Source organism: Asaia bogorensis NBRC 16594, assembly GCF_001547995.1.
Taxonomy (GTDB): Bacteria; Pseudomonadota; Alphaproteobacteria; order Acetobacterales; family Acetobacteraceae; genus Asaia; species Asaia bogorensis.
The window spans coordinates 2,854,993-2,867,719 of the sequence record NZ_AP014690.1 but is presented as its reverse complement, the minus strand read 5'-3'; the positions used below and the strand labels follow the sequence as shown (position 1 = coordinate 2,867,719).

Sequence of the window (12,727 nt, the reverse complement as noted above, 5' to 3'; positions counted from 1 at the left end):
ACCGAAGCAGAACACCTCAGAGAATTCGGGAAATGAACCATGCAAATGCTTCAGGAGCGTGTGTCGTCCGGGTTTGCGCAGGTTGCACGCCGCATCGGGCGCATGGGACGCCAATATCGGGTTACTGACCCGCTTACGCCGTTGGGTCATGCGGTAGGAGCCCCTTATCTGTGCCTTGATGTCGATGCGGGATTTCGTATGCGCAAGCCTAAAGGATGGGGTCAGGTCATGACTCTCGGGCTGAGCGATGCGCGGGATCTGGCTATTGGTGATTATATCGCGCTGGGTGAACGGTTTTATTTCGTTGCTGAAACGGAACCGTGCAGGCCAGCACTCTTTGTCGCGTGCAACCGCGAGATATCGGTCATGGGGATGCGTGGAGCGGAGAGGCTGCTGGCCGATCATTGTCCGGCCAGTCTGTGGATGACTGGCAAGGGCGAGGATCGGCTTAGCGGTATGCCGGGTGCCTTGCGGTCAGGGAACTATATGCTGCATTTGCCGGTCATGCCGGGTTTCTGTCTGAAGCCCTATATGCAGGTCATGGACGAGAAGGGCGCGCGTTATCTGGTCGATACCGTCGAACTGTCGCAGAACGGAACCCGCGCGCTTTTATCCATGCAGCAGGTCTGATCATGGCAGGTGCTTTTCTTGTCGCGCGCGGGCTTGCTCTATGCTGCGCCGCGCGTTTCGCGCTTGTGGCAGAGCCTTCGACCGGCCTGGCTCAGGGACGGGTGATATTCCGGGCCGGGGCTTTGATGCCTTCGGATCTGTTTGCCTCGCCTTCGCTCAGGGAGGCGGTCAGCTACGTAACGATAACGCTGGTTTCGGGTCGCTATGAACGCTTGCCTGTCCCTTTGGGTGATGTCTGGGCTGAAAGTTTCTATCTACCGCCTGATGTGACCCTGGATGTGCGGGGGCGTGTCGCGACGATTACACGTCTTCTGGGGCGTGCCGCACCGGGGGTGGCGTCTCTGCGATGGCTCAGGGATGACGGCTCTGATATTTCTGCCCGCTATGTCGTTCAGGATCGGGATTCGGCGCAGGATATTGTTCAGGCGCTTGCCGCAGAAATGACTGGATGTGACGTCGAGGCAGGCACACTGCGTGTCTCTTCGGGGGCTCTTGAAGGTGGGGTGAGCGGGTATGCCCGTTCCAGGCGTTTGACGCGGCGGCAGAGCCAGCTTTTCCGGGTGTCGATCTGGACGGATAGCGAGTGCACATGTGAGGCACTGGGCAGGCTTCTTATAGAACGACTCCTGCCTGATGATTGGTTGGCTTTGCCTGACGGGACGACTGCCCAGCTCGTTTTCGAGGGTGAAGAAGACCGGGATGCGATGCAGACCCAGAACCTGTTCCGTCGGGATGTGCTGCTGAGAGCGATCTGGGATGATCATGCTTCTGTCTGGTCACCCCGAATGCTCGCGGGCGGGGGATGGATGCAGGCAGGGGGGACGCAATTCCCCTTCGATGTGCCGCCCGATCTTTCGCGCGCTGAAACGCCTGTGGGCAGCCTGGATGCGCTGGCAGCTTTGGAAGACATGCCGATTGCCTATCGCGGCTGGCGGTTGAGGCCGGATGGGACAGTGATTGAGACGTCGTCTTTTGATGGATGTGGCTGACCCAAGGATTATTTTTCCCGGACTTTCGGCTTTGCAGTGTCTGCCTTGCGGCCAGGACTGCGTCGGATTGTTCGCCTCCCGCAAGACGGTTTTCGAAAAAAACAGGAAGGAATGTTCATGCCACAACTCATACAGAGTGGCACGCTCAATACGGCTGCGCTCTCTGTGCCTGATCTCTATATCCAGATCGCGCAGCCCGAGACGCTTGTTATCGCGGGAATCTCATCCGGGTTGCTTGGCCTTGTGGGGAGCGCGTCATGGGGGCCGAAAGACGTCCCTACGATTGTCGGAAGTGTTGCGCAATGTCGTGAGATCTTCGCCGGTAAACGGGGTTGGGCGTCCAACCTGAATGTGGCGGTGGATATTGCCGTGCATCAGGGTGCGAACCAGTTTTGCCTGGTGCGTGTAACTGATGGAACAGATACGCCGGCGCGCAGCACCCTTGGCAATGCGCGTATCACGGCATGTTATACGGGGTCGGCTGGCAACGGGATTTCAGTTGCCCTGACAAAGCAGAGCTATCGTGACGGGATGTTTGTCCTGACGGTGGCTCATGAGGAACTGGGGGTTTCATCCTATACAGGCGGGGACTGGACTGCGTTGCAGGCGGCGCTTGCTGCCGATACCCGTGCGCTCGTGCAGATCGACCTGTCGGCCGATACGGCGATTGGCGATCCGGGCGTTGTGCAGCTTGGTGGTGGCAGTGATGGTGCAGAGCCGGGCCCGGGGCGTTTTGTTGGCGCGTCGGATACCCGAACCGGGCTTTATGCCCTGACCAGTCAGGGGTGTTCGGTTGTCACCTGCGCTGGTGTCGGGGACACCACGATCATGGTGCCGATGTTGGGCTTTGGCCAGGATCAAGGGCTATACGCAGTTGTATCGGGCCCGAAAAGCGAGACGTTGGCGCAGGCCGTCCAGACGAGAATGGCACTCGGGCTATCGTCTCACGCACTGAAATACATGCATGGCGACTGGCTGTGGTGGAATGACGACACGCTTGGGTTGCAGCTTGTCAGCCCTGCGCTCTTTGCAGCGGCAAAGCTGGCTGCGCTTTCGCCGGAGCAGTCGGGACTGAACAAGCCCCTGACAGGGATTGTGGGAAGCCAGAAAAATGGTCTCGAGGCGACGCGCTTTGGTTATACGCTGGCCGAGCTTGGGCTGCTGATCGAGAACGGGATTGACGTCATCTGCAACCCGTCACCGGGTGGGCAATACTGGTCGATACGGGCAGGCCATAACACTTCGCAGAATGTGGCGATTCAAAGCGATGCCTATACCCGCCTGACAAACTACCTGGCGCGCGCGCTTCAGGGGACGATGGGGCAGTATGTTGGTAGTGTGATCAACGATACACTGTTTGGTAATATTCGTGCCTCGCTTCTTGGCTTTCTCTCGGGCCTGCTGTCGCAGAACATCCTCGGTGTGACAGGAGGCAGATTGCCTTACGCGGTGATCTGCGATGCGACGAATAATCCCACTGAGCGCATTGCGACGGGATATGTGCAGGCTGATGTGCAGGTGCAGTACCAGGGCATCAATGAAAAATTCATCATCAACCTGCAGGGAGGCGCTTCGGTGAGCGTCAGCACTGCCAGTGGGAGTGTGTGATTGATGGCGAACCCCTATAGTATCGGGCGGGATTGCAGGATCACGCTGCTTTGGAACGGGTCACGCATTGATCTGCGTGATGTGACCGGGTTCCAGTCAGAGCAACATACGATCATTCAGCGGGCCACGCCGCTGAATGGACTGCCTGTTGAATTCAATACGCCCAGCGGCTGGCGCGGGATTTTCACGATTGCCAGGGCCAATGCCAATCTCGACAGTCTGGTGGCAGCGATCGAGGCCGCTTTCTGGAATGCTGGCAGTATCGGGAGCGGAACGCTTTACCAGTATATCCGTGAGCCAGACGGCACGACCAGCACCTGGGAATATAGCGGTGTATCGCTGTCCTTGAAGACGGATCGCTGGCAGGCGGAGGGAATGATTCATCAGCATGTGCAATTCTATGCCTCGCTGAGGAGCAAGATATCTTGAGTATGTTGCCTGAGACACTGGAATTCGGTTCGGGGCGCAAGCTCAGCCTTTGCGAACTCGATCCGGGCGACATGCTTGATCTGATCGAGGCGGCGGGGAGCGCTGTGTCCGGACCTTCGGCATCACCCTGGCTGGCCTATGCACAGATGATCTGTTCGGTTCGCGCCGTTGATGGTGTGCCGGTGCAGATGCCCCAGACCAAGGACGAGATCAAGGATCTGGCGCGCAGGATTGGCAATGATGGGCTTGCAGCATTGCAATCTGTCTATGACGGGGCGGTGCAAGAAAATGACGTCGTTATGGCGCCAGCAAAAAACTGACGCGGCACCCTGTTTTTCGTGAGACGCTTTATCTCGTGAAAAACGGGGTGCCGTGGTCGGTCGTCATGGGGTGGACACGGGCCAGACGTGTGGCCGCCTGCATTGTCATGGCAGAAATGGACGGATTCCAGTTTGACTGGGAGGCGTGCTGTTACCGGCAAGACCAAGCCTGATCACGCTGAGGGAAAATCATGCAGTTTCATATGCCTGGATTCAGGGGCAAGGTCGGGGATGTATGGCTCTCGGTGCTGCGACGTTCGGGGGGGAGCCACTCGTTTGTGCCGCTGCGGCGCAGGGCCCTCTTGGCCCGGTCGAGCCAATTACGCGATAGCCGCGCTTCGGCTTTTTTTCCTGCGGGAACAGTGTCGCGTTCTGTGCTGTCCTTATCCACCAGAGCGAGAAACACGGGGGTATCGCAGGTATCGGATGCGCGGAGATCGCGAGGGCTGGACGTTTCCGCCATTGCGGGGGCTCATCTGTTGGGTCCTTTCAAACCCTTGATTGGTCACCCGGCCATGTCGGAAGCTGGAAGGGGGGTTGTTCTCTCATCTGTTATGCCGGTCCGTTCTGATATTTCGTCCTTCAGGTATTCAGATGCGACAACGAAGTCTGTCGCGTTTTCTGATACTACGTTGCGACGCCGATCTGGCTTGATATCGTATGGGCAGTTGCAGGGTATGGGTGCGCGGGAAAAGCCGTCTGTCTCCACAGACAGGGGCAGTTTGACAGGTCATGTCGGGGTAGGCCTGCGGGCACATGCCAGGCGATTTGTCGGCGTTATGCCGTTATCTCCGGCATCGGGGACTGGGCCGAAAGGCCCGGCCCTAGATGCTGTGGCGCGGCCACCGACTCATTCTGTCATTCGCGTGGCTTCAGGGCCGCGGGAGCGCGGTATTTCCGCAATGCGACTACCGGTTGCTAGAGACAGGGATCTGGCAGTCTTGCCACCCTTTTCCTTGCCGGGTGCGAAGGGGAGTTCGGTTGGCAGCGGGGCTGGACGAACCGGGCATTTGCAGCATGAGGAGGGGTGGGCCGCCGCCGAACGATCCTCTCAGAGTGATGGGCAATATCTGCCGATACTGACCAGTATGTCCCGCGCGCTATCCATGCGGAGTTACGGCGCAATGATTGATGAGATCGCCACGCCTCAATATCCGAATATGAGCATCGGGCTGAAGTAGGAGGGTTACGCATGGGTGTGTCGCTTCTCGAGATGGAAAATGCCCTTGGAGCAATAGGACTGATCGACAGGTCAGCACCGGTCGTGCTGGGTGATCTGATCCTCAGTGGGGCGGAAGTCCCGGACGAACTTGTGATGGGTGGCCGGCAATTACTGGTGATCCATCGGCTTCTCGGTGGCGGCCGCGTTATCGATGCTGTCGGGAATGATCCCACACGGCTGGTCTTGACCGGTCGCTTTGTCGGTCCCTTGGCGACTCTGCGGGCGAGACGGGTCGAGGCCATGCGTGAGGCTTCGCGAGCGCTTTCCTTCTCGGTTGCGGATTTATCGGCCAGGGTCTGGATTGCCGAATTTACCTGGTCGTATCAGGCGCGGGGCACGATTTGTCCCTACAGGCTTGTGCTGGAGCGCGAGGCTTTGCCGCCCGCTATTTCCCTGAGCATGGGGGAAATAGCGGGGGCTGATCTGGGTAGCGGTTTGAGCACGATAGCGGGCCTGCTGGGGGAGATGTCGGAGGCTGGATGGGTTGGTACGACCATGCTGACCTCACTGACGGGTCAAATCATGCCGGTTGCGCAGGTTCTGGGCGCGGGTGGTGGGGTGGCGCGTGCGCAGGCTGCTTTGGGTAAGGCAAGCGCGCTTTGGCAGACGGCCATGTCTGTATCGCGGGTGCCAACGGCGGCAGTTTCGGTGACGGCGCCGCTTTCTGTTGCCGCTCGTGAACTAGGACAAGTCACGCAGGACGCTGGAGCGGCAATGGAAGCCGGCGCGGTGAATGGCGCGGGCGCTCTGTCCTTGCTTTCACAAAATGCCGGGGCGTCTGTTTTGGGTGTCGAGGCCAGCAGTTATGCGAACCGGGCACTGCGCACTCTGGCCGGTTGAAATCATGGCGTTGGGTTTCGGCCTGTCATGAATATGAATCGGGAGAATTGCGATGAAGATACAGGTGACGTGCGACGATGTGTCGCTTTTCCATCTGGCGGTCCGCTATTTTGGTGATGCCTTGCAATGGTGGCGGATTGCCGCGTGCAACGGGATGAGCGACCCGGATCTGTCCGGCTTTGAGGTGCCGGTGCAGATCCTGCTGCCGGATGAGGCGTCAGTCGGGCAGACGGGAGGGTTGCCAGAGGTATGACGGGCAGGATCCGAAGCTGGCAGGTTCGACTTCTTCTCGATGGAACGAGCCCGGAGGGCGTGCATGTTTGCGGTTTCCGATTGCAATGCACGCGATATGAACGGTGCGACACGGCGCATATTGTTATCGCCGCGCAGGATGGATCTGCCCTGTTTTCCCGCCTCACAGGGCGGAGTGGTTTTGACAGGCCGGATATAGAGTTACAGGTGATTGATCGCCTTGCGGGCGAGGCTGGATGGCGCAGTGTGTTTCACGGGGCACTGGATGCCATAACGCGAGAGAATGATCCGGTATCGTTTCGTCTGGAGTGTCGGGACTATCTCTGTTTTTTGCTGGATACGCGTCTTACACGCTCGTGGAGCAATCAGACAGCTATCGAGATTGTCCAGCAGGCTGCGCGGGCTGCCGGACTGGAGTTTCAGAGCGACCTGAACGGGAACGATATCGCTGGGGATTATTATTGCGGGCAGTTCTGGCAGCTGGAGCACAGACGTTTGTCCGCCAGTGCGCAGCATCGCTATCAGACGGCTTTTGATCTGGCTTTTTCGTTGGCGCGTGATCACGGCTATGAATGTCAGGCCCGTGGACGAGCAATCATCATCAACCGTCCATCAGATGCCGATAGTGGTCAGATTTTTGAACCGGACGGCATGACGATGCAGCATTTTCGTTATGATTTCGGTCTGAGTGGGGCGGTATCGGTCGGTGTGCGCTCATGGGATTCGCGCCAGCGCGCGAGAAGCGAAATCTTTTATGATGGGCAGGAATTTTCCACAGAGCCCCCTGCATCGGGTGCAGCGCTTTATACGTTTCGGGGGCCTGGCCTGCGCATGGACGATATTAGGCGATTGGCGCAGGGGAAGCATCGTCGGATCGTCTCTCATGCCTGTGAAGCCAGGCTCTCATTGCCAGCCATTGCGGAGCTGGAGCCGCGTCATTTCATTAAGCTGGGAGGAGAGATGATAGATCGACCAAGGACACTGTCGGTGGATGCGGTCGATCATTTTTTCGATCTCTCCCAGGGATATCGGCAGGAAGTCACGCTTCGGGACCGTATTTTCTGAAGGGGGTATGATGGATAATCCGGTATGGGCAGCAGCTCACCAGATGCGTGTAACCCATGCGGTGCATGGGATCGTTTGCGCGGTAGACCCCTCAAGTCATGCGGTGAAGGTACGTCTGCAGCCTGATGATACTGAAACAGGCTGGCTGCCCGACGCGGCGCTGACACAAGTTGGCGACCTGCGTTTGTCATGTCCCTGCGCGATCGGCACTCATGTTCTGCTGATGCCGATTGAGGGGGATGGCGAAAACTTCGTCATCACATCGGTACTCTTCGACGTGGTGGCTGGTCCCGCGATTTCACCCCAGACGGGCAAGGTGGCGCAGCCCGGGGAATTGCTTGTGCGTACAGGGTGCGGTGCCCCTTCTGAAGAGGGGCAGGGCCAGTCCGGGGAAGGGGGGTGGTTTCATATCCAGCGCGAGGGTGTCTCATTCGGGGCAGGGAACTTGCGCTGTGTCGTCGGGCAATCATCCATCGTGTTGCGTGCCGGGACGGTGCAGATGAGTCTGGGAGAAGGTGGACTGGAGATATCCGGTGCGGGTGTACGGGTTTCGGGGGGTAATCTTTCTGTTTCGGGCGGTGATGTGCGCACAGATCTGCATAGTCTCGACGCCCATGTGCACCCCTATGCCAACGGGATGACGGGAAAGCCTGTCGGATGAGCGATTTTTATCACGTTTTTGGCGAGGATCTGTTTTGTGATCCTGCTGGCAGCCTGCGCGAGGCGTCGGGAGATCTGCTAACACGACAATCCATCCTGCGCCGACTGTGTACAAACCCCGGTGCCTATCTCTGGCATGTCGATTATGGGGCTGGCCTGCCTGCCCGTATCGGTATGCCTATCGCCGAGGTCGAAACACGGGGGCTGATTACAAGTCAGCTCGGCCTTGAAGCCGGTGTCGATCAGACCCAGCCCGTGACAGTCGAACTGCAGGCCAAGGCGCCGGGTACTTATCTGTGCACGATCACCTATAGCGGGCGCGATGGATCAGACCGGCAGACATTCACATTCAATCAGGATGGCACGATCTGAGCCCAGCTCGGCTCGCGCCGGCATGGAATCAGGAAGCTCATGGCGTTTTCTCTGCGTTCTTTCTCATCCCTTGTTCAGACGGCGGTTGTTACGGCGCAAGCGAGCTGCGCAGGAAAACTGACACTCGATATAGGAACGCCAGGGCGTGCGCTTGTCGAGAGCGTTTCGGGACTTGGGCTCTGGCTGCAATACATGCTGATGCAGGTACTGTGTCGGACACGGCTTGCGACATCGAGTGGCGCTGACTGCGACAGCTTCGTCGGGGATTTTGGCATGACACGACTGCCCGGCGTGAAGGCGCTGGGATCCGTCACCATGACCTGTTTTTCCTTTCAGGATATCTCGGCTGTGGTGCGACCTGGCGTCACGGTAAGAACAGCGGCGGCTGTGACGTTTCAGGTTATTGCCGATACAACCCACGAACGTTGGTCGAGTGCGACGCGGGGGTATGTCCGCCCGACTGGCGTAGCCTCGCTTACCTTGCCCGTAGAGGCCCTTCTGGAGGGCGTTCAGGGTAATGTTGCGACAGGTGCCATATCGCTTATGGGCACGTCGGTTGCCGGGATTGATATCGTCACCAATGAAGCCGCTTTTGCCAATGGGGCAGATCAGGAGACTGACGCCCAGCTTCGGCAGCGTTTCCCGCTCTGGCTTGCCGCCAAGGCAAGCGCCTCACGGGCCGCAGTGGAAAGCGCCATTGCTGAAACCCAGAATAATCTGGACTACGCGATTTTTGATGGTGTGGCGCCGGATGGGACGACGCGTCAGGGGTATTTCACGGTTGTTGTCGACGATGGAAGCGATGCAGTGCCTGACCAGGTGCTACGCCGTGTGTATGCTCAGGTTGATGCCTGCAAGGCCCTTGGTGTTGGCTTTGCCGTCCAGCGACCCGTCATGTTTTCTGTCTCGGTTTCGATGGTTGTGAGCATAACTCTCGGCGCTGATGCCGATACGGTGCAGCGTACTCTGCTCGAGGCCATCAGCGCTGATATCCGGGCGTCACGTATCGGGGGCGGATACGCCTATAGTCGGCTTGGCTATGTGGCCTATGCGGCGGCGGGTGATGCAGTGCTGTCGATATCGCAGATACGTCTGAATAACGCGCAGGAAGATATTGTGGGGGAAGCCAGTCAATCGCTTTTCCCAGGCACGATCTCCGTACAGATCGTTCAGGAGGGGTAATGCCGAAATTCAACAGTTATTTTCCAATCCCCTCTATCGGTGGGGCGGAAGTTCTTGTCGTTGCGACATCAGATGGTGTCGAGACGCTCAATGCCACAGCAAGCCAAATTGCCGGCGCACCAGCCGACTCACCGGCCAGCGGTGAATTCTTTGCCGAGGAGGGTGCCAAGGTCAGTCGCTATGGCGACCGGTTCTTTATCGGCGCTGCCGCCGATTACCCGGCGCTCAATACGCGTGACGTAGACCGACAGGACTGGCTTTCAGCGTTGATGGCGACGACGTCCATCGGGCCCTGGGCGCTGGAAAATGCCCAGGCGGCATGCCTCGCCCGGTTTGGCAACAGTGCCTTTGTTGCAGGATCACGTACGTCCGATGCACTCAAGTCACGCGACAAGCTGGGTCATGTTCCCAGTTCGATCGGGATGGCAGCTTGGGGGATCGCTGATGATACGACGAGCCCGACCCAGACCACAGCCTACGCTTATTACGGTGAGGCCTGGCGTATGCCGGGCGTCAATTACCAGCCGAGCTTTGTCATGGAGCTTGAGGCCGTCAATCTGGGTGGACCAGCTTACGGTGTGTCGACACCCTATCATCCGAATTGCGGTGGCGGCACCTACGCCATACAGATCGGTGCTGGTGGCGGGCAGACCGAAGGAACGGCTGATTGTGAGGCCGGGATTGTGTTCGTCAACAATCCTGATTCCTGGAAAACCGGTATTCTGTTCAGCAACACGTCGCTTGCCGGAACGAATGGTAATGACGGGGGCTATGGAAACGCGGTCTCGATGGCGTGTAATCAGGGCATTGAGTGGCGCACACCAGAGACGCGGGAGCATGTGCAGGGGCTGGATGCTGGGGCCATGCTGTTTTCGACGGTGACGCGCACTGCAAACGGCCAGCGTGTGCAGTTTTCGGATGATGGTCTGCTTGTGACCAATATGGCGGGGCAACTGCTCTTCTCGGTGTCGCCCAATCTGTCGCCCACCAATACGCTCAATATACAGGCCGGCAGTGGCCTCGGTGCTGCGGGACTATATGTGCAGAAGGGTGATAGCGGATCGCCCAATCTCGGCCTTTACCCAGCTGCGGGTGGAGAAATACAGATGTCATCGCCCGTTGCCAGCCCGGGAGCCGCGGTACCTGCGAGGGCAGAAGGTGGTTTTTTGCATCTGAACGTGAACGGCACGGATTATCGCGTCCCGCTATTCACTGTTGAGCAGGTGGGTGGCTGATGGCTCTTCTGCGAGACCGGGATCTGGATGGGCTTCAGGCAACCGACCGGAAGCTTTTGTATGATACGGGCATAGCACCCGGTACGGCGCGCGATTTCGCTCGCCGTATGCGCCTTCTGCTACCGCAGGGATGGTTTCCAGCCTATCGGGGCGATGAGTTGGAAGAAGCGCCGGTGTTGCAGGCGCTTCTGACCGGGTTCGGAGCGGTATTGGCCTATATATGGCAGCTGATGGGGGTTGTGCGAGCCCAGACACGCCTTGGGACGACGAGTGGTGCCTTTCTGGATATGGCGCTCATTGATTATTTCGGATCCGGAAAAACTGCGCGCCTGCCCCTCGAAAAGGACAGCCATCTGCGCCGACGCATTGCTGCAGATCTGGTAGCGCCACGCAACACACGACAGGCGGTGTCGGAGGCTGTGCGTCAAATCTCTGGTGCAGCCCCTCGGATCATCGAAACGGGGACAGCGCGTGATTGCGGTGCATGGTGTCATCTGGGTGGCTATGGCGCTGTGCGCAGCCGGTATGGGGCGCGACATGGCGGGCAGTTTGTCATTGAGGTTTTTCCGAAACTGCCGGTTCAGCAATTCGAACTGTATGCCGCAATCAAGGCGGTAAAGGCGTGCGGCGTGATCGCATGGGTAAGGATGGAAGCTTAATGGATCGTCCAATCATCTATTCAGGCGCCGTGCCCTTTGATACGGATCTCCTGCGTCTTGGCCGCTACGCGAAGGAAGGTGTGGGACGACTTGCAGAGATCCTGCTGGGTAGCCAGACGGTTATGGCATCGGGTCTTGCTTGTGTGGTCTCGTTATCGGATCTGTCGGTCTCTGTCGGGCCGGGAACGATCATTGCGCCCTATGCGCTGGATGGCTCCCATATCGGAAGTGTTTCTGCGGGGCTCGCAGCGGCGCCCGCGATTGTTCCGAGCCTGTTTTATAACGACGAAGTCCAGCACATTCCTGTTTCTTTGACTGGTGCTACGTTAACGCTCTTTGCGATCTGCAGCGAGCAGGATGACAGTCCGGATGTTCTGCCTTTTTATAATGCCGATCAGCCGGACCAGACCATGGCGGGGCCTGATAACCGCGGTAAGGCGCTGCCTACGCGCAGGACGGGGCGCATCGCGTTTGTCATGGCTTCCGATCCGCCAGCCGTCGCCGGTGCTGTGATTGTGCCCCTTTACGAGGTGACAATTCCTGCGGGCGCACAAACCCTGTCGGGGGTTGTGGCACAGCCGGGGGCAGCGTTCATGCCGCATTTGACCCAGTTTGCGACGATGGATTTTGCCCAGCAGGTGAGTCAGCCTTATGCTGTTTGCGCGACGAGCGGTCTTTTGACTATTCCGGACTGGGCGAAACAGGTTGAGCTGCGGCTTATTGGTGCGGGCGGTGGCGGTGCATCTTGCAGTGTTATCTCACCTGATGCCGGGGCTTTTTCGGGAGCGGGTGGTGGTGCCGGGGGCGATGCATGGGGGATCTATGCGCTCGATCCGGCGCACGACCGCACATTGTCGGTCACGATCGGTCTGGGGGGCGGTCCGGATCAGAAAGGTGGGCCGAGCTACGTAACCTATGGCGGCCAGCCTCTTCTTTCTGCCGATGGGGGAGAAGCTGGATATTTTTCGGCCGCACGGAATTCCTGCGGAGGCAGCGGCGGCAGTGCTGCTGGCGGGATTCTGTGGAACCAGAATGGTGGCGCAGGCAGTGACGGGCAGTTCGGCAATCTGGTTTTCGCCGGGAACGGTGCCGATGGACCATGGGGCGGTGGTGGCAAGGCAGGGGCGTTGCTCGGGCTGACTGCCACCAAATACGGGGCAGGTGGCGGAGGCGCTTATATGGCCCGCCAAGCGGGAGAGGTGACAGCCGGTGGGCGGGGCTTTCAGGGGTGCCTGATCTATCGGTTTCTCTATTGAGGCCGCTG

The 12,727-nt window shown here is 58.8% G+C and carries 14 protein-coding genes; all 14 read left to right on the top strand.

The annotated features are described in order from the left end of the window. Positions 1 to 39: 39 nt before the first annotated feature. The 14 genes from Asbog_RS12575 (at position 40) to Asbog_RS12500 (ending at position 12,719) form a co-directional block, all read left to right on the top strand. Positions 40 to 630 carry a hypothetical protein gene (locus Asbog_RS12575; protein WP_146926532.1) on the top strand — a complete coding sequence of 197 codons (591 nt, stop codon included), beginning with the start codon at positions 40 to 42 and terminating at the stop codon, positions 628 to 630. 2 nt (positions 631 to 632) lie between these two features. Then, positions 633 to 1,619 (top strand): hypothetical protein, encoded by a 987-nt coding sequence (locus tag Asbog_RS12570; RefSeq protein WP_062165389.1) that lies wholly within the window; start codon positions 633 to 635, stop codon positions 1,617 to 1,619. A 117-nt stretch (positions 1,620 to 1,736) separates the two neighbouring features. After that, entirely contained in the window at positions 1,737 to 3,227 is a 1,491-nt protein-coding gene (locus tag Asbog_RS12565) for a phage tail protein (RefSeq protein WP_062166005.1), read from the top strand. A gap of 3 nt (positions 3,228 to 3,230) precedes the next feature. Then, positions 3,231 to 3,656: a hypothetical protein gene (locus tag Asbog_RS12560; RefSeq protein WP_023979321.1), complete on the top strand. Its 426-nt coding sequence runs from the start codon at positions 3,231 to 3,233 to the stop codon at positions 3,654 to 3,656. Between the two features lie 2 nt (positions 3,657 to 3,658). After that, positions 3,659 to 3,976: a hypothetical protein gene (locus Asbog_RS12555; protein ID WP_231944718.1), complete on the top strand. Its 318-nt coding sequence runs from the start codon at positions 3,659 to 3,661 to the stop codon at positions 3,974 to 3,976. Positions 3,977 to 5,168: 1,192 nt separating this feature from the next. Continuing rightward, positions 5,169 to 6,038, top strand: a complete 870-nt coding sequence (locus Asbog_RS12540) for a hypothetical protein (RefSeq protein WP_062165385.1) — start codon at positions 5,169 to 5,171, stop codon at positions 6,036 to 6,038. Between the two features lie 52 nt (positions 6,039 to 6,090). Beyond that, complete coding sequence (locus tag Asbog_RS12535) at positions 6,091 to 6,291, top strand: hypothetical protein (protein ID WP_035440173.1); 201 nt, start codon at positions 6,091 to 6,093, stop codon at positions 6,289 to 6,291. Beyond that, positions 6,288 to 7,355, top strand: coding sequence for a hypothetical protein (locus Asbog_RS12530; protein WP_148640456.1), 1,068 nt, complete (start codon positions 6,288 to 6,290; stop codon positions 7,353 to 7,355). Before Asbog_RS12535 ends, Asbog_RS12530 begins: the two co-directional genes overlap by 4 nt. A 7-nt stretch (positions 7,356 to 7,362) precedes the next feature. After that, on the top strand, positions 7,363 to 8,016 hold the full coding sequence (locus Asbog_RS12525) for a hypothetical protein (protein ID WP_062165383.1): 654 nt from the start codon (positions 7,363 to 7,365) through the stop codon (positions 8,014 to 8,016). Further along, positions 8,013 to 8,387, top strand: coding sequence for a hypothetical protein (locus Asbog_RS12520; protein WP_062165382.1), 375 nt, complete (start codon positions 8,013 to 8,015; stop codon positions 8,385 to 8,387). Before Asbog_RS12525 ends, Asbog_RS12520 begins: the two co-directional genes overlap by 4 nt. A gap of 39 nt (positions 8,388 to 8,426) precedes the next feature. Beyond that, the gene (locus tag Asbog_RS12515) at positions 8,427 to 9,569 is read left to right on the top strand and encodes a baseplate J/gp47 family protein (protein ID WP_062165381.1); all 1,143 of its coding nucleotides are present in this window, start codon (positions 8,427 to 8,429) and stop codon (positions 9,567 to 9,569) included. Continuing rightward, the gene (locus Asbog_RS12510; RefSeq protein ID WP_062165380.1) at positions 9,569 to 10,804 is read left to right on the top strand and encodes a hypothetical protein; all 1,236 of its coding nucleotides are present in this window, start codon (positions 9,569 to 9,571) and stop codon (positions 10,802 to 10,804) included. Before Asbog_RS12515 ends, Asbog_RS12510 begins: the two co-directional genes overlap by 1 nt. Further along, complete coding sequence (locus Asbog_RS12505) at positions 10,804 to 11,463, top strand: hypothetical protein (RefSeq protein WP_062165379.1); 660 nt, start codon at positions 10,804 to 10,806, stop codon at positions 11,461 to 11,463. Before Asbog_RS12510 ends, Asbog_RS12505 begins: the two co-directional genes overlap by 1 nt. Then, positions 11,463 to 12,719: a glycine-rich domain-containing protein gene (locus Asbog_RS12500; RefSeq protein WP_062165378.1), complete on the top strand. Its 1,257-nt coding sequence runs from the start codon at positions 11,463 to 11,465 to the stop codon at positions 12,717 to 12,719. The genes Asbog_RS12505 and Asbog_RS12500 overlap by 1 nt, the downstream gene beginning before the upstream one ends. Positions 12,720 to 12,727 lie beyond the last annotated feature (8 nt).

What these genes read in the sequence shown, in the direction of transcription:
- Asbog_RS12575 (WP_146926532.1), top strand. Translation starts at nt 40, where the DNA reads ATGCAAATGCTTCAGGAGCGTGTGTCGTCCGGGTTTGCGCAGGTTGCA.
- Asbog_RS12570 (WP_062165389.1), top strand. Translation starts at nt 633, where the DNA reads ATGGCAGGTGCTTTTCTTGTCGCGCGCGGGCTTGCTCTATGCTGCGCC.
- Asbog_RS12565 (WP_062166005.1), top strand. Translation starts at nt 1,737, where the DNA reads ATGCCACAACTCATACAGAGTGGCACGCTCAATACGGCTGCGCTCTCT.
- Asbog_RS12560 (WP_023979321.1), top strand. Translation starts at nt 3,231, where the DNA reads ATGGCGAACCCCTATAGTATCGGGCGGGATTGCAGGATCACGCTGCTT.
- Asbog_RS12555 (WP_231944718.1), top strand. Translation starts at nt 3,659, where the DNA reads ATGTTGCCTGAGACACTGGAATTCGGTTCGGGGCGCAAGCTCAGCCTT.
- Asbog_RS12540 (WP_062165385.1), top strand. Translation starts at nt 5,169, where the DNA reads ATGGGTGTGTCGCTTCTCGAGATGGAAAATGCCCTTGGAGCAATAGGA.
- Asbog_RS12535 (WP_035440173.1), top strand. Translation starts at nt 6,091, where the DNA reads ATGAAGATACAGGTGACGTGCGACGATGTGTCGCTTTTCCATCTGGCG.
- Asbog_RS12530 (WP_148640456.1), top strand. Translation starts at nt 6,288, where the DNA reads ATGACGGGCAGGATCCGAAGCTGGCAGGTTCGACTTCTTCTCGATGGA.
- Asbog_RS12525 (WP_062165383.1), top strand. Translation starts at nt 7,363, where the DNA reads ATGATGGATAATCCGGTATGGGCAGCAGCTCACCAGATGCGTGTAACC.
- Asbog_RS12520 (WP_062165382.1), top strand. Translation starts at nt 8,013, where the DNA reads ATGAGCGATTTTTATCACGTTTTTGGCGAGGATCTGTTTTGTGATCCT.
- Asbog_RS12515 (WP_062165381.1), top strand. Translation starts at nt 8,427, where the DNA reads ATGGCGTTTTCTCTGCGTTCTTTCTCATCCCTTGTTCAGACGGCGGTT.
- Asbog_RS12510 (WP_062165380.1), top strand. Translation starts at nt 9,569, where the DNA reads ATGCCGAAATTCAACAGTTATTTTCCAATCCCCTCTATCGGTGGGGCG.
- Asbog_RS12505 (WP_062165379.1), top strand. Translation starts at nt 10,804, where the DNA reads ATGGCTCTTCTGCGAGACCGGGATCTGGATGGGCTTCAGGCAACCGAC.
- Asbog_RS12500 (WP_062165378.1), top strand. Translation starts at nt 11,463, where the DNA reads ATGGATCGTCCAATCATCTATTCAGGCGCCGTGCCCTTTGATACGGAT.